This is a genomic window from Roseibium album, assembly GCF_001404515.1.
Taxonomy (GTDB): Bacteria; Pseudomonadota; Alphaproteobacteria; order Rhizobiales; family Stappiaceae; genus Roseibium; species Roseibium album.
On record NZ_CXWE01000003.1, the window covers coordinates 253,357 to 268,791 of the forward strand.

Here is a 15,435-nt window from a genome sequence, read left to right on the forward strand (position 1 = left end):
CGGTTCGTAATATTCGTGGTTTGTCGGGTGCCTCAAAAGAATACTCATCAGACCCCAACCGCTATCGGTTCAGATCTGTCCAGCCGACACATTTTCAAAAATCGCACAAACTGGCAGAGCTGCTTTTTTACCCTCAATTGCCGCGGGCTTTGACCATCGCATCAAGAACGATCAGCTGCTCCGGTGGTAACGCATCGCTTTGCGGCAGGCCGAATTGTTTCTGGAATGCATGGATGGCAGTCACCGTTCCCTCGGTCACGACACCGTCGACCGGACCGGGGTCAAAGCCGAGCGCTTTCAGCTGTTCTTCGATTTCGAGATCCGAACTTGTTCCACTGTTTGAGCTTTGATTGCTCTGTTTTGGATCACTTCCCGTGGAAGTTGTGTAGAGAGGCCCGTAACCTTGGATCAGAATTGAGCCGAATGATTTATGAACGAATCCATCCTGGTCCACGGTTTGGCCGGTGATGAAGCCAAGGCCGCGAAATTCCTGGCCTCTCGTGCCGACGAAATAGCCGACAATATTGGAGATCTTCCAGTCCACGATTTTCCAGTCTGTCGGATTGAGCCCCGCAGCACGGGAATTTGTCATATAAAATGTCCCGGAACCTTCTATCTGACCATCTTCGGCTATTTCCAGACGAAGGTTCATATCGCCAGTTCCGTCCGCCTCGGTGTCAGCCTTAACCACAACATCGTTGACTGGACCGATAATTTCCGCTTCGTCGCTCAAGACGACGACTGGTGTTTCACCGCTCCGCTTGAGACCGCTTGCCCTGTTCAGATGGCTCCACATGTCAGTCACATGTATTGTGATCTGATAGTTCCCCAATTGAACACCGCTAAGCGGTGTGGTGTCCTTGTAGACAAAGCCGGTGGCCGAATGCTGCTGAGCACTTTGACGTATCGCAGAATTGTAGTCAGCCGAGTGATAACTGAAGCTTCCCGATTCAACTGCCCACTCATCATCCGCAAGATGGGGACGGTAGAGTTGCGCCGACACCTTCGTTCGCTGAAAGGATTGTGTGTTCGGTTTGATGACTTCGAAAGATTCGATGTTTGAGAGATTCTCTACAAATGTCAGATTGGAAACCGGCTCAGCTGCCTGAACTTCTCCCCCTTTTCGATCGAAACACAGATCCGTAAGCTCCGCTTTTGCTGGACTGTCCAGGAAACTGTAACGGGTGATTGCCAACCCTTTTTCATGTTTACAGGCTCCCAACTTGTAGTAGACAAATCCATTCTTTTCCGTGCGAGTAAAGTGCCCGGGAGAAGAGTTCGTTTTCTTGGCTTGCGTGCCCGTTGTCTCCGGCACCAGTGCACTCGGCAAGGCCGTTGCCTGGGTTGAGGGTTGCTGGAGCCTGCTGATAACCTTGGCGGAATCGCTCGGCGGTGCGGCCATCGCCATAAGCGTCGCCTCTGTTTGCCTCTCCAGCAGTCCGATGTGCTCCGGTAACAGCCGCCCGAGAACCTCCAGTCCGTTCGTCTGCTGAAAGGCAATGATCGCGGCTGTTGTCGAAGCGTCAGTGACACCATCGACCGGCCCGGGATCGAACCCGAGGATCTTCAGGTATCTTTCATGAGACTGGTTTTGATTGCGCAGGTCCTCCTCATAACCTTCCGATTCGGCGATGGTCTGAGGGGCAGACCCCTGACCTGTGCCTGGCGCCGGACTGGCGTCCTTTGCGACATTTTCGATCTGAAGTACTGGCGCAGAATGGGTCGCAGACCCGGTGTCGGAACTTGGGCCGCTCACGTCACGATCATTGAACTGGCCACGATTTTCGACTTCCTCCGGGTCATAGAAACAAAAATCGTCCGCAGCCGGAACTGTCCGCTCTGCGAGAACGCGCCAGCGCATGCCTTCAACGGCCAGATCCCGTTCGCTGCAGGTGTTGCCGTCCCAGCTGCCTTTCCAGCGGACCTTGACAAGGCGGCTGTCGCGAAAGAACAGCAGGTCCATCTGATACTGCTCTTCGCCGCCGTAAGGAAAGTCAAACACTTCGCCAGATCTGAGATCGACCACGAAAGCGAACCGGCAGCTGGTGCCGCAGCCGATCGTTACAAAGGAATAGTGCCCTGCAAAGTTCACTCCCGCGTTCACGCCGTCGCGCAGTCTCGTCCGATAATCCCTGAATGCATTGTCGCGTCCGTTGAATTGCGGAAACTTCGCTGCGGAATTCAGGATCGCCGTGGGAGGGTAGTCAGCAAATTTGTTGTCGGAACCGCCGCTTCCCTGTTTTGAAGATGCAGCCGGTCGCGCTGCTGCGGCAGTGGCTGCCGTCAAGTCGCGCGCTGTTGGCGTCGCTGGACAATTGCCGATCGCCCTGCTCGATCCCCGGAGCGAAAAGCGGGCCTGTTTTCCGTTCGGCAGGCTCACCAGCACGGTGCTGTGCCGCTTCAGACTGCTGACGATGAAATTGAACTGACCGATGCTTGCATTGGAGTTTTCGACCTGGACCGAGTTGTCGGCATTGAAATGGACCGGTATCGGCTGCCCGCCATCGAAAGCCATCGTCCCTGTCGAACCGGCCGGCGCCTTGTCGCCTCCGATCTCGATCGAAAGAGAGCTTCCGGCGCCAAAGGGAGATGCACCCAGGTCGCAGGCAAGGAGAAGCTGGTTTTGTGGTCCGCTGGTGACCGATGCTTCCCGGATGCCCTGCCCGGTATATGATCCCCAGCGGGCATTCGGATCGTATGCGGGACGCGCGTTGCTTGCCGAAGTCGGTTGCTGCAGCCGCTCGAACCCGTATCCCGTCCATCGGATCGCGGCTTGCCCGCCACCATGACCCAGAACACGAATGACCGGAACCTGCTCATTGCCGATAGAAGGCTGCATGCCGAGAAAGTCTTCCTTGAGCTGCAGCAACTGACCTTCGCGCACATAGATCCTCATCGAGCAGACCTGCATGCCGCACTCGAGACTGGATCGTGGCGAACCGTTGCAGCTGATCCCCCGATGATCGATGAGCAAATCGTCCTTGCCGTCTCCAGTCAGATCGCGTTCGATGAGCCCGCCCGGTTCAAAGGTACCACCACGTCCGTCGCAGGCGACGCCGATCTGTTCATCCCGCAGGTAGGCCGCCGCCCGCGAAATGGTTTTGGGTGAGCCTGGCCCCGCAGACTGCCCCACATTCGGTCCAAAGACCGCCTGCCGGCGTTTTGCGAGCGAGAAACCGTTGCCGTCGCGGTTCGTGCAGGTCAGGCCCTGACGGGAAGAGTGACAGGTTATTCCGACAAACTCTCCCGTGACCCCGTACTCCGCCCTGCTTGACCCGCCGCGATCCTGGCTCGGAGCACCACATTCCATTTGGACAGGTCCCCTGTTACGCATGGAGAAGACATGCCCCCAACCTGATGCGCAATCATTGGGTCGCGGCAGGGCCGGCGGTCCGGATCGGTCAATGATCGTACAGGTAATGTCCGACTGGGCCTGCTCGTTTTCGTCGAAGCCCTCACCCACGGTGCATTGAATGTTTTCCGAGGGCGTTTCGAACGTCCAGACATCTGCAAGTGCCGGCAGGGAGAAAAGGGTTAAGAAGCAGGCGAGCGATGATCTGAACATGTATGACCCTGAGGTATCCGGATAGGCACTGAAATTTGCGTGTAGACAAGTTGTAAAGTTACGCTTGCAACCTGTCACATGATCAAAATCACAAAATCTGTTTATTCGTGCGCAATACGCCATCCGCAGGCGGCATTGCCGGTTTTGCGGGGGCGGTTTATGGCCAGAAACTGCTATTCGGCGAATTGGGCGCGTAGGGATGCACCCCAATCGTTTAGCGACTGAGCCTGTTCAGCATCGGGCATGAAACATTCCCGTCCGAGCAGTTCCTGGTAAGTTCAGCCAACGCCGCCTCGAGCCTTTGAAGTTCCTCTATTTTCTCCCTGACTTTGGCGGTGTGACGCTCGGCTATTGTCTTTACGGACTGGCATTCATCGTCATCGCGGTGCGACAGTTCCAGCAATGCCTTTGCATCGGCAAGCGGAAATCCGAGGTCGCGGCATCTCTTTAGGAAGCGAAGTCGCCCGACATCATCTTCCGAGTAAAGCCGCCTGTTGTTGGCAGCCCGCACCGGTCTGGGGACGACGCCCTCGCGCTCGTAGTAGCGAATTGTCTCAATGCCGACGCCGCTCCGCCGCGAGGCCTCGCCAATCGCAATCATGTGAAATCTCCTCGCTTGATCCTGTAGTTGCTACAGGATTTATAAAGGCACAGACTGCAGCCTGCAACGCATTTTGGCCTGCCACCTGGGAGAATCGGCTTGAGAAAGCACATTGAATTCAGCTACTTGAGCTCTTTCACAGCACTTGGTGTTGCCACCTGCTGCGTGTTGCCCATGACAATGATGTTGCTCGGCTTTGGCGGAAGCTGGCTGGTAATCTTCGGAAAGATAGCGGCGGCCAGTTACTACGTGTTGGCCGTTGCAACGCTTTTTGCCGCATTGTCCTGGTGGTTGTCGCTTCGTCAAGGCGCGGTCTCGCGGCTCAAATGGTGGCTGACAGGCAGCACGGCAGTGACCGCAGCAGCGTGGGTGATCGTTTTTTACGAAACTCAGATCAACGAATTTCTCATTACACAGATGTGAGCACATGGAAAAAGAAAGTATGGAGCTTCAAAGCACGCTGACATGCCCGGAATGCGGACACAGGGAAACTGAGACAATGCCGACAGACGCATGCCAGTGGTTCTACGAATGCAAATCTTGCGGAAGCATCCTCAAGCCGAACAAAGGCGACTGTTGCGTCTTCTGTTCGTTCGCAACGGTCCCTTGCCCGCCAATTCAGGCGGGCGAGAACTGCTGTCGTTGATAGCGATCCAGCCTCCCGGTTTCGAAAACCTCGGTGGCCTGCAATACCCTTGAACCGAACCGGTTACGCACATCGGGACGGGAGCGCGTTCGTCATCTTCCGCAAACACTTTGTAATGAGCTATGGAAACGCGAACAGGCCGCAGCAAGCGGCGAATTGAACCAAGTTCCTGAAAACGAAAAAAGGCCCAGGTGTTGTCCTGAGCCTTTCTGAAAATCTGGAGCGGGCGATGGGATTCGAACCCACGACCCCAACCTTGGCAAGGTTGTGCTCTACCCCTGAGCTACACCCGCATAGTGTCACGAGCGCTCCGGCGGTGGCCGCCTCGGCGTCGGTGGCGCAGTATATGGACTAAGCCGGGACGGATTGCAACAAGGAAATTGAAGAAATTATGTGAGCTGCCTTTCTGTGGACGTCCTGTGAATCGGGATCGTAAAATCCGCGGATTTATGCGGCTTTTCATCAGCGATTGAGCTTGTGGCGCAACCCGTAATCGCGTTAAACAGCCGGAAAGCTCAAATTGTCGGAAAAAAACATGCCAGCGACACGCGACGAACTGATGACCTTCCTCGAGGAACTCGATATCGGGGTTTCGACCGTAGATCACGAACCGGTTTTCACCGTTGCAGAATCCGGGGGTCTTCATGACCGGATCCCGGGCGGTCACACCAAGAACCTTTTCGTGAAGGACAAGAAAAGCCGCCTGTTTCTGATTGTCGTCCTGCATGACGCGGAAATTGATCTGAAAAAGGTTCATCAGATTATCGGTGGCCAGGGCAGGGTCTCCTTTGGCAACGCGGATCTCTTAATGGAAGTCCTCGGCGTGGAACCGGGATCGGTCACGCCGTTTTCACTGATGAACGACCGCGAGGCATTGCGGGTCACCCCGGTTTTCGATGCCGCGATGATGCAGCACGACATTCTCAACTATCATCCGCTGAAGAACGATGCCACCACGACGATCCGCGCGGAAGATCTGGTGAAATTCGCAAAGGCTTGCGGACATGATCCGCAGGTTTTGGCGGTCAGTGAACAGGCAAGGAATGCTGCACATTAATCTTCGCGACGCCGGAGTTTGTATTTCCGGCGCGACAGCTCCATGTTAGGAGCAAATTCAACCAGTTTAGGGTTCCAGATTGGCCGGAGCGCGGCAAGCGCCGGCCGGAAAGCATGAGGCGGGCAGATGAGTAACGGCAACTACAGCGTCGGTGGCCAGGTTGGCGGCGGATTCGGGGCCAGCATGGGCGGCGGCTATGGCGGTCAGGGCGGTGGATTCGGTGGCGACGGCGGCAATGGTGGCCCGACCGGTGGCAGCGGTCCGACCGGCGGCGACCTCATTTTCGATGTTACCACCCAGACATTCATGGCCGACGTTCTCGAAGCCTCGCGCCAGCAACCGGTACTTGTCGATTTCTGGGCACCCTGGTGCGGCCCCTGCAAACAGCTCACGCCGATCATAGAAGCTGCGGTGAAGGCGGCAGGTGGCACGGTCAGGCTGGCAAAGATGAATATTGACGATCACCCGGAGATCGCCGGCCAGATGGGCATCCAGTCGATTCCCGCCGTGGTCGCCTTCAAGGACGGTCAGCCGGTGGACGGCTTCATGGGTGCACAACAGGAAAGCCAGGTGAAGGCCTTCATCGAAAAACTCGGTGGACCGGCCCCGGCGAACGAGGCTGACGCCTACCTGGAACAGGCCACGGAACTTCTGGCGGCGAACGACTTCGCCCAGGCCGCACAGCTGTTCGGTGCCGTGATGCAGATGGAACCGGAAAATGTGAAAGCGTTGGCCGGTCTTGCCCAGTGTTATCTCGGCGCGGACGAACTGGAACGGGCCAAACAGGCGCTAGAACTGGTGCCGGAAGACAAGCGTTCGGACGAAGCCTACACTGCCGCCGTGGCTGCGCTGGATCTCGCCGAGCAGGCCGCGTCCCTCGGTGACCTTGCCGAGTTTCACAATCGTATTGCCAGCAACCCGCTCGATCACCAGGCTCGCTTCGACCTGGCTCTTGGGCTGAACGGCAAGGGTGACAAGGAAGGTGCTGTTGATCAACTGATCGAAATCGTCCGGAACGACCGCGAATGGAACGAGGACGGCGCCCGTATGCAACTGCTGCAGTTTTTCGAAGCCTGGGGCTTCAAGGACCCGGCAAGCAATTACGGTCGCCGCAAACTGTCTGCAGTCCTGTTTTCTTGACGATTGCCGGAAATGACACACATTTACGGGGGATACCGGTGCAATCGGTCCCCGGTGCCGAAACAAACACAATAAGAAGGCGCGGAAATGCAGGCAGGAAACGCCATTTATGAAACGATCGCGGACTTGCCACCGGTCTTGCCCGTGTTTCCCCTTTCCGGCGCATTGCTACTGCCCAGGACACAATTGCCGTTGAACATCTTCGAGCAACGCTATCTCGACATGATGGATGCTGCGCTTTCCGGCAATCGCCTGGTCGGCATGGTGCAGCCTGCGCATGAAGCACCGGGCCAGGAACCGGATGTGCCCGTGCTGGCAGATGTCGGCTGCGTCGGCCGCCTCACGAGTTTCCAGGAAACCGGGGACGGTCGCTATCTTGTGACGCTGCAAGGTGTTACGCGGTTCGCTCTCGGCAAGGAACTGCGCACCTACAGCGCCTTCAGGGAAGTCGAGTGTGATTTCGCGCCGTTCGCGGCCGATCTCAGATGTGGTGACGGTGAAGAGGATGTCGACCGGACCGGGCTGCTTAGAACCTTGCGGGATTATCTGGACGCCAACAATCTCGAGGCTGACTGGCAAAGCGTTTCGGAAGCCGAAACCGAGGTTCTCGTCAATGCGCTCTGCATGATGTGTCCATACGGCCCTCAGGAAAAACAGGCGTTGCTGGAAGCCCGCGACCTGAAGACGCGCGCCGAAACGCTCATTGCGATCACGGAGATGGATCTGGCAAGGTCGCAAAATGATGGCGGCTCGACGCTTCAATAGGGCGCCACGCACCAAATATCCGAATTGAAAGACACTCAGATGACCGAAACGAGCGAACGCCCAGTCGACAGGAAACTGCTTGAGTTGCTTGTCTGTCCGGTGACAAAGGCGACCCTGGAATATGACGCCGAGGCAAGGGAGCTCATCTCAAGATCTGCCAAACTCGCCTATCCGATCCGCAACGGCATCCCCATCATGTTACCGGACGAGGCGCGCAAGCTGGAAGACTGACCGGTTCCGCAAGGTCTGGACACAAACAAAGCCCGGATCGACTGATCCGGGCTTTTGATTGACCCACGCAGATTGCAAGATCAGAAACCGCTAAACATCGGCAATATGTTGATGATGATGATCTGGCGCAAAAAGATGATGCCCAGAAGCAGAACAATGGGTGAAATGTCGATACCGCCAAGATCGGGCATGAACCTGCGTATGGGCCGCAATGCAGGCTCGGTCAGATTGTACAGGACCCTGCCGATGGAATTGATGATCTGATTGCTCGAGTTCACAATGTTGAAAGCGTAGAGCCAGGAGAAGATCGCACTGGCAATGATCACGTAGGTATAGAGTTCCAGCGCAATGAGGATGACGTTGAATAATGCGGTCATGATCTGGTCCGTTGCCGTTCAGTTTCTTTCTCGTTTCTCATGTAGCCCCGAGTCCGCGCGCCTGCAAGACAGCACTTTCAAGAACGCGGAATTGTTTGTAACCGCTTGTCGCATTTTCTCCGCCAGAAGAATCCGGTGCGGAAATGCAACACTTCGACAAAACCGGGATTCCTTAGGCTTTGAGTAAGCCTGCTTCGTGCTATCTTGCCGGCAATGAATTCCATATGGATGTGGCCTTAATGTTCAAGACTTTGTCACGCGTTGCGCTCGCTCTTTCACTGGGCGCCGTGTCCGGAACCGCTCTGGCACAGAGTGGAGAGATCTCCGCCCAGGACGCCAACAAGCAGTTCGTCGTCGATCTGGGGATCGGCGCCATCGCACAGCCACGGTATGAATCAGCAGATTCCTACCTGATCTATCCGATGCCGATCATATCGGTGGGCCGCTTTTATCTTCCAGGTCTTGGACAGGTGGTCGACGGACGCCGCAAGTCGGGGGTCTTCTTCTTTCCCTCCTTCAATTTCATCGGGGAGCGAAAGGCAAGCGACAGCACGGACCTCACCGGAACAAGTACCGTAGACTGGGCGCTGGAACTCGGGCTTGGCGGCGGTTTCCGGACCGAACATTTCCGCGCCTTTGCCGAACTCCGTCAGGGCATCAACGGTCACACCGGCCAGGTTGGCCAGCTTGGTCTCGACGGCATCATCTACCCCAGTGACAAATGGGAAGTCAGCTTCGGTCCACGTGCCAGCTTCGCATCCGGAGAATATATGGACACCTATTTCGGTGTCACTGCGACGGAAGCTGCCAATAGCGGCGGCCGCCTGACGCAATATGACCCGGGTGCGGGTTTCAAGAGCGTCGGTCTCGCAGCGCGCGGCAGTTACGACTGGAATGATGACGTTCGCCTGCACATCCGCGGAACCTACGACCGGTTGATCGGCGACGCGGCTGACAGCCCGATCGCGGAAGCCGGCAGCAAGGACCAGTTCAGTCTTGGCGTCGGCGTCAGCTACCGGTTCGCATTCGACATCTTTTAAGAGCTGAAGCTGCTACGATCGTCATAGGCAAATCGGACCGCGAGGTTCGCTCCAAGATATCTCGACCGGGAATACGGCTGTTGCACAATTCGCCTGACCCGTTTGTTCGGTGTGACAGTCGGAGCCTCTGGTCCGGCCAGGGGAGCGACTATACTCCAAGGCTTCCCGGGCGATCGGCAACGGCAGGAACCATGAAGCGGGTTACGTGTCTTGCTGACCTTACGTCAGCACGAAGTTGATTTCCGAGTCCGGGATGCGTGAGCCGAACCCGGCATTGCCTTCGTGCCGCTAATACGTGAATCAGCCAATAAACCCGTTGATCTGCGCGCAGACCGGCAGTCATTCGCAACCGCTGGTCCAAATCCTCGACATTGGCTCATAGCGAACCGACAGAGCACTGGCGTCTAGGCGGCCCGGATCCTGCTGAGAAAGTCTCAATACGAACACTCGATCAATTCGATACCGCGCGGCAGCTTGGTGTTTTCATCACCGCAAGCACCCAGAATACGGCTCGGATCCAGGTTATCGGCGCCGGTCAAGTCAGCTCCGACAAGACGTGTCCGCCGCAGCAAGGCGCCGTCGAAATTAACATTCGTCAGATTGGCGTTTGAAAGATCCGCACTCACCAGCCGGACACCGGTGAAATCCGCACCGGAGAAATCCGCGCCGTCAGCCTTGATCCGATCCAGCTTGCCTTGCCGGATGCGGGCGTTCTTGAAGTTCGCGCCGGACAGGTCGACACGCTCCAGATTGACCCCGTCCATCTTTGCGCCCTCAAAGGATGCACCGGTCGCAACGGATCTGATAAAACCAGCGCCGCGAAGATCTGCTCCATCAAAATTGGCATTGTTGGCGATGCTGGCGTTCAGGTCCGCGTCCCTGAGGTCGACGTCTTCAAGAATCGCATTGGTAAAATTGGCTTTTTCCAGGTCCGCGGAACGCATGTTCGAACCCGTAAAATTGCTTCCCGAGAAATCCGCACGCTCCGCCTCCGTGCGGCGCAAGTCTGAATTTTGAAAGTCGCCACCGGGAAGAACAGCTTCCTTCAAGTCGGTTTCACGAAGGTTGGCACGGTTGAAGTTCACATTCTCTACGGTCAGGAACCTCAGTTCTGTCAGCCGCAGATCGCAGCGCGGGCAGCCGCCGTTCTTCTTGATGTCGGCCATTTTTTCTTCATCGCTACCGGCAAGCGCTCCGGTGGACAATGAACACAATGCAAAGACACCCAAAAAGCCTGCCAGAAAATGCGTAAACCTGTCGCTCATGCCAAAACCTTTTTTCAGACTTCTCTAAAGATAGGTATCCAATACCAGCAGTTTAAGGACAGTTTCTGTCCAGAAAACGTATATTGTCGAAAATGAGAAAAATGTCGTGAAAAACAAGTCCTGCCGGCATGGCTCCTATGGGAGGAAGAAGCGAGCGGGGTCGCAGTTGCCCACCTCTTCCGTCCACATAAGGCGCTGACGACGCACTACCTGACAATCAGCGTGCCAATTCCATCGCAAAAGGCTTGCCAATTGGTTTTTGCGGATAATTTTCCAGATCTAGTCGCATTCTTCGCCTTCACCACAAGATGCTGATCTGGTTTAGAAAGTCTTCATCTTTCATGCATTGCAAATTGCAAAGCCACTTGCAAACGTGGCTAAGAGAAGGTTAACGCGCAGGCTCTGAACCGCGAACAGGGTCCTCAGGCAAACTCGTCTCTGAGGTCGACCGATGAACGCTCACCAATGTCGTCGTAATGGTTGTCCAGCCATTCTTTTGCGGTCTGGCGGCCAAGATCGCGCAACTCGATCAGAAACGCCCATTCCGCATTGAGCTTGGAGGACGCCTGGAGCGGCTTCAGTTCCCGAGCGAAGATCCGGTGCATGTGCACCTTCATGTATTCCTCAGACGAAAGCTTGCCTTCCTCGATCAACCGGGTCACGAAGTCGATGGCCCTGAGTTCTCTCAGCAGCGTGGAATTGAAGGTGATCTCGTTCAACCTGTTGACGATCTCGCGGGCAGTTCGCGGTACCTGGCGCCGTTCCAGAGGATTGATCTGCACGAGCACGACGTCCGGAGTCGCGGTTTCATAAAACAGCGGATAAAGTGGAGGGTTGCCCATGTAGCCGCCGTCCCAATAGGGCTCGCCATCGATTTCCACCGCCTGGTAAAGCTGCGGCAGACAGGCAGACGCCATCACGGCGTCAAGGGTGACTTCCTTTTCGCTGAACACCCGGATCTTGCCGGAAAAAACATTGGTCGCGGCAATGAACAGCCGGACGCCGGAACAGCAGTGCACCTTGTCGAAATCAACCATTTTCTCGACAACATCCCTGAGCGGGTTGACGTTGAGAGGATTGAATTCATAGGGCGATGCGAACCGCGACACGACATCGAAAAAAAGATAACTCGGCGAATGATCAAGGCTCCAGTTGCCGAGCAGAACGTCAAGGGGTGTTCTCTGGATCGGGCTGAACCGCGCTTCTTCGCTGACCTCGCGCCAGAATGCTTCCAGGCTGGCGCGCGCGCCTTCCTCGCCGCCCGCTTCCATGCCGCTCGCGAGAACCACGGCATTCATGGCACCGGCCGACGTCCCCGTGATCGCATCGATGGAAAGGCGGCTGTCTTGCAGAAACCAGTCCAGCACCCCCCATGTGAAGGCACCATGCGCACCGCCACCCTGCAAAGCCAGGTTAATCTTCTTGGGTTCGGCCACAGCACACACCTTTCCTTTTTACGGCAAGATTTCGCGTTCGGTTATTGCGCCGTCCAGCCGCCGTCGATCGGCAGAACGGAGCCGGTGATGGCAGAGGCCGTATCGCTGCACAGGAAAACGGCATAACCGGCAACCTGATCGACCGTCACGAATTCCTTGGTCGGCTGCGCCTTGAGCATGACTTCCTTCTTGACCTGCTCCTCTGTCATGTTGCGCGCTTTCATCGTGTCGGGAATCTGTGCTTCCACCAGCGGCGTCCAGACATAACCCGGGCAGATCGCATTCACGGTCACACCCTGTTCAGCGACTTCGAGCGCGACAGTCTTGGTAAGACCCGCAATTCCGTGCTTTGCGGCGACATAGGCGGATTTGAAGGGCGAGGCGACAAGCGCATGGGCGGACGCCGTATTGATAATTCGACCCCAGCCACGCTGTTTCATTCCCGGCAGAGCGGCCCGGATGGCATGAAAGGCGGAGGACAGGTTGATCGCAATGATCGCATCCCATTTTTCAACCGGGAACTCATCCACGGGAGAAACAAACTGGATACCGGCATTGTTCACCAGGATATCAACAGATCCGAACTCCTTTTCGGCATCCGCAATCATGCCGGCAATCTCATCGCCATTCAGCATGTTCGCAGACGAATAGCTGCAACGCACGCCAAAATCCGCCTCGATCGCTGCGCGGGTCTTTTCAATCTCGCCGGCATCGCCAAGACCATTGATGACAATGTTTGCACCTTGCTCTGCAAATGCACGGGCACAACCCAGTCCGATCCCGGACGTGGATCCGGTAATGACGGCAGTTTTGTTGGCAAGCATTCGGGATCTCCCAGGAAGTGAATTTGTCTGGTGCAACACTTCAACAGATTTCGCCGCACCGCAACATCACATTGAGGAAAAGTGATTGCCTCGTCATGTCAAAGGGCGGGTGCGCCTCATTTTCCTAGTCCCGCTTCATCCGTTTGGCACCGGCGAGCGCCTTGGTTGCACGCTCACGCGCCATCTGTCTTTGCGCATCCACTTGCTGGAAGTCCTCCTTCTTCAGTCCAAGCTCATTCGCAAACCGCTCGCGGATCAACCCGTAGAAGGTTGCCTGCAGGCTGGCGAAAACCCAGACGAAGATCAGCATCGTCCCCATAGGAAAGATGGCAGATCGGATCTGCAGCCAAAGATCACTTGCCGGCAACAACCCGTCACTCATGCTCAGGAGAAACCCCCAGACGAAGATCAGCAAAGCCGCCAGGAGACTCATGACGAGTGCCGAAAAGGCCATCGCCCAACCGAAGCCGGACGTTGCCCGCCAGCTCTCCCTGAGCGTCAGGGGATCATCGACAGCTGCCGCGGGAAGAACCACGGACAGTTTCTGAACCACCATCAGTGCAATGAATGGTGCCAGAAACATCAAAAGAAGACCAAACCCCGCTGTCAGGGCGGCAATTATCGAAGAAACGATCATCAGAGGAACAAGTGACAGAAACCCGATCAGCCCCAGAACGATCTGGTAGTACATGACACGAAGCGTTCGTTTCCCGAATGTGACCGGAAAGTCGCGGGCGCCAATCAGGATGCGCCGGACATAGGCAATTGCGATCGAGAAGCCGACGAGAAGATTTGCAATGGCAGCCAATGCGCGCAGCGCACCTTCATCGGCCTTGGCCACCGGCTCCGTCATGTAGGACATCGTCGAGAACCCGCTTTCCGGCATCAACGAAGACCCTATCGCAAAATTGAGCGCCAGCAGGAGCAGGATATAGGCCCAACCTGTCTTGAACAGCGTCCCGATATTGTGCTGCGCCAGGGAGACTGAACGTTCCAGGACGGTGATGAACATGAGCTACCCCAGTAATCCTTTGCCAAACACGAAAGTAGAGATTCTTCTGAAAATCGCTAGGGCACAGCAACATTGCAGCCAGACAATTCCCCAATACCTGACCTTTTTCGCCGCAGACCCCGATCCAGCGCTGGAAAGTTCGACCAAATTCCCTCATATGGTGGACACATGCGTAAAACCGGTTGGCTCCAGTCATGATTGATGATTTCGCAAAACCCCTGTCACGCCGCAGATCCGTCGGTGTCATGGTAGGCAACGTCCAGGTCGGTGGCGATGCTCCGATCGTCGTTCAGTCGATGACCAACACAGACACGGCAGATGCAGACTCGACTGTTGCCCAGGTCGCCGCGCTGGCACGTGCCGGCTCGGAAATCGTTCGCATCACCGTTGACCGTCCGGAGGCGGCCGAACAGGTTCCGCGCATCAAGGAGCGCCTGGAACGTATCGGCATTTTCGTGCCGCTGGTCGGCGACTTTCATTATATCGGCCACAAGCTTCTCACCGACTATCCCGATTGTGCCGCAGCGCTGGACAAGTACCGCATCAATCCGGGAAATGTCGGCTTCAAGGCAAAGCGCGATACACAGTTTTCCCAGATCATCGACCTCGCACTCAAGCACGACAAGGCGGTGCGTATCGGCGTCAACTGGGGCTCGCTCGACCAGGAACTGCTAACGCGATTGATGGACGAAAATGCGAAAAGCGCAGCGCCCGTTTCTGCAGCTGCCGTTATGCGTGAAGCCATCATCCAGTCAGGCCTGCTGTCGGCTGAACGTGCCGAAGCGCTCGGCATGGGCCGGGACAAGATCATTCTTTCCGCCAAGGTCAGCCAGGTTCAGGATCTGATTGCCGTTTATGCCGATCTCGGGCGGCGTTGCGACTACGCCCTTCATCTCGGTCTGACGGAAGCAGGCATGGGCACCAAGGGCATCGTCTCCTCGGCTGCCTCCATGGGTATCCTGCTGCAGCAGGGTATCGGCGATACGATCCGGGTCTCGCTCACGCCGGAGCCGGGCGGCGACAGGACCCGCGAAGTTCAGGTCGCCCAGGAACTGTTGCAGGTTATGGGTTTCAGGGCCTTTGTTCCGGTCGTTGCAGCCTGTCCGGGCTGTGGTCGAACCACTTCTACCGTGTTCCAGGAATTGGCCAGCGACATTCAGGATCATATCCGCGATTCCATGCCTGCCTGGCGCGAGCAGTATCCAGGTGTTGAAGGCCTCACCGTCGCGGTCATGGGCTGCATCGTGAATGGTCCGGGAGAATCCAAACACGCGGACATCGGCATCTCCTTGCCGGGTACAGGTGAAACGCCTTCGGCGCCGGTTTTCGTCGATGGCGAGAAGGTCGCGACGTTGCGCGGCGAAGGCATAGCCGACGAGTTCAAGCTGATGGTTCTGAACTATATTGAAAAACGGTATGGCACCGGAGCCAATTCCTCTTCCGACGCGGCCTAGTCGCTATCAGGGATCAACCGAA

15 protein-coding genes and 1 tRNA gene are annotated in these 15,435 nt (G+C 56.4%); 8 read left to right on the forward strand and 8 right to left on the reverse strand.

Annotated elements, in window-relative coordinates; genetic code table 11:
• Positions 1–133: 133 nt before the first annotated feature.
• Both LA5095_RS32020 and LA5095_RS10615 read right to left on the reverse strand, forming a co-directional pair.
• Entirely contained in the window at positions 134–3,565 is a 3,432-nt protein-coding gene (locus tag LA5095_RS32020) for a peptidoglycan-binding domain-containing protein (RefSeq protein ID WP_082442481.1), read from the reverse strand.
• 214 nt (positions 3,566–3,779) lie between these two features.
• Complete coding sequence (locus tag LA5095_RS10615) at positions 3,780–4,166, reverse strand: MerR family transcriptional regulator (RefSeq protein WP_055114732.1); 387 nt, start codon at positions 4,164–4,166, stop codon at positions 3,780–3,782.
• Positions 4,167–4,265: 99 nt separating this feature from the next.
• Here LA5095_RS10615 and LA5095_RS10620 point away from each other — a divergent pair, with 99 nt between their 5' ends.
• Positions 4,266–4,589: a hypothetical protein gene (locus LA5095_RS10620; RefSeq protein WP_055114734.1), complete on the forward strand. Its 324-nt coding sequence runs from the start codon at positions 4,266–4,268 to the stop codon at positions 4,587–4,589.
• Between the two features lie 19 nt (positions 4,590–4,608).
• Positions 4,609–4,812, forward strand: a complete 204-nt coding sequence (locus tag LA5095_RS33215) for a GDCCVxC domain-containing (seleno)protein (protein ID WP_082442528.1) — start codon at positions 4,609–4,611, stop codon at positions 4,810–4,812.
• A gap of 218 nt (positions 4,813–5,030) precedes the next feature.
• On the opposite strand, the gene LA5095_RS10625 is transcribed toward LA5095_RS33215, so the two are convergent.
• Positions 5,031–5,105, reverse strand: a tRNA-Gly gene (locus LA5095_RS10625).
• Between the two features lie 242 nt (positions 5,106–5,347).
• Here LA5095_RS10625 and LA5095_RS10630 point away from each other — a divergent pair.
• The 4 genes from LA5095_RS10630 to LA5095_RS10645 all read left to right on the forward strand — a co-directional run bounded on the left by LA5095_RS10630 (position 5,348) and on the right by LA5095_RS10645 (position 8,005).
• On the forward strand, positions 5,348–5,869 hold the full coding sequence (locus tag LA5095_RS10630; RefSeq protein WP_055114736.1) for a prolyl-tRNA synthetase associated domain-containing protein: 522 nt from the start codon (positions 5,348–5,350) through the stop codon (positions 5,867–5,869).
• Between the two features lie 183 nt (positions 5,870–6,052).
• On the forward strand, positions 6,053–7,009 hold the full coding sequence (gene trxA / locus LA5095_RS10635) for a thioredoxin (protein ID WP_208992675.1): 957 nt from the start codon (positions 6,053–6,055) through the stop codon (positions 7,007–7,009).
• Positions 7,010–7,096: 87 nt separating this feature from the next.
• Positions 7,097–7,774 (forward strand): LON peptidase substrate-binding domain-containing protein, encoded by a 678-nt coding sequence (locus LA5095_RS10640; RefSeq protein ID WP_055114738.1) that lies wholly within the window; start codon positions 7,097–7,099, stop codon positions 7,772–7,774.
• 39 nt (positions 7,775–7,813) lie between these two features.
• On the forward strand, positions 7,814–8,005 hold the full coding sequence (locus LA5095_RS10645; RefSeq protein ID WP_029062614.1) for a Trm112 family protein: 192 nt from the start codon (positions 7,814–7,816) through the stop codon (positions 8,003–8,005).
• Positions 8,006–8,085: 80 nt separating this feature from the next.
• Here LA5095_RS10645 and LA5095_RS10650 read toward each other — a convergent pair whose 3' ends face one another.
• Positions 8,086–8,382, reverse strand: coding sequence for a YggT family protein (locus LA5095_RS10650; protein WP_055114741.1), 297 nt, complete (start codon positions 8,380–8,382; stop codon positions 8,086–8,088).
• A 239-nt stretch (positions 8,383–8,621) separates the two neighbouring features.
• Here LA5095_RS10650 and LA5095_RS10655 point away from each other — a divergent pair, with 239 nt between their 5' ends.
• Positions 8,622–9,422: a MipA/OmpV family protein gene (locus LA5095_RS10655; protein ID WP_055114744.1), complete on the forward strand. Its 801-nt coding sequence runs from the start codon at positions 8,622–8,624 to the stop codon at positions 9,420–9,422.
• A 434-nt stretch (positions 9,423–9,856) separates the two neighbouring features.
• On the opposite strand, the gene LA5095_RS10660 is transcribed toward LA5095_RS10655, so the two are convergent.
• The 4 genes from LA5095_RS10660 to LA5095_RS10675 all read right to left on the reverse strand — a co-directional run bounded on the left by LA5095_RS10660 (position 9,857) and on the right by LA5095_RS10675 (position 13,959).
• Positions 9,857–10,687 carry a pentapeptide repeat-containing protein gene (locus tag LA5095_RS10660; protein ID WP_055114746.1) on the reverse strand — a complete coding sequence of 277 codons (831 nt, stop codon included), beginning with the start codon at positions 10,685–10,687 and terminating at the stop codon, positions 9,857–9,859.
• 422 nt (positions 10,688–11,109) lie between these two features.
• Positions 11,110–12,123 (reverse strand): patatin-like phospholipase family protein, encoded by a 1,014-nt coding sequence (locus LA5095_RS10665; RefSeq protein ID WP_055114748.1) that lies wholly within the window; start codon positions 12,121–12,123, stop codon positions 11,110–11,112.
• A 41-nt stretch (positions 12,124–12,164) separates the two neighbouring features.
• Positions 12,165–12,947, reverse strand: a complete 783-nt coding sequence (locus LA5095_RS10670) for a 3-hydroxybutyrate dehydrogenase (protein ID WP_055114750.1) — start codon at positions 12,945–12,947, stop codon at positions 12,165–12,167.
• Positions 12,948–13,071: 124 nt separating this feature from the next.
• The gene (locus tag LA5095_RS10675) at positions 13,072–13,959 is read right to left on the reverse strand and encodes a hypothetical protein (protein ID WP_055114752.1); all 888 of its coding nucleotides are present in this window, start codon (positions 13,957–13,959) and stop codon (positions 13,072–13,074) included.
• Between the two features lie 194 nt (positions 13,960–14,153).
• Between LA5095_RS10675 and ispG the strand changes: the two genes are divergently transcribed.
• Positions 14,154–15,413 (forward strand): flavodoxin-dependent (E)-4-hydroxy-3-methylbut-2-enyl-diphosphate synthase, encoded by a 1,260-nt coding sequence (ispG, locus tag LA5095_RS10680; RefSeq protein ID WP_055114754.1) that lies wholly within the window; start codon positions 14,154–14,156, stop codon positions 15,411–15,413.
• Positions 15,414–15,435 lie beyond the last annotated feature (22 nt).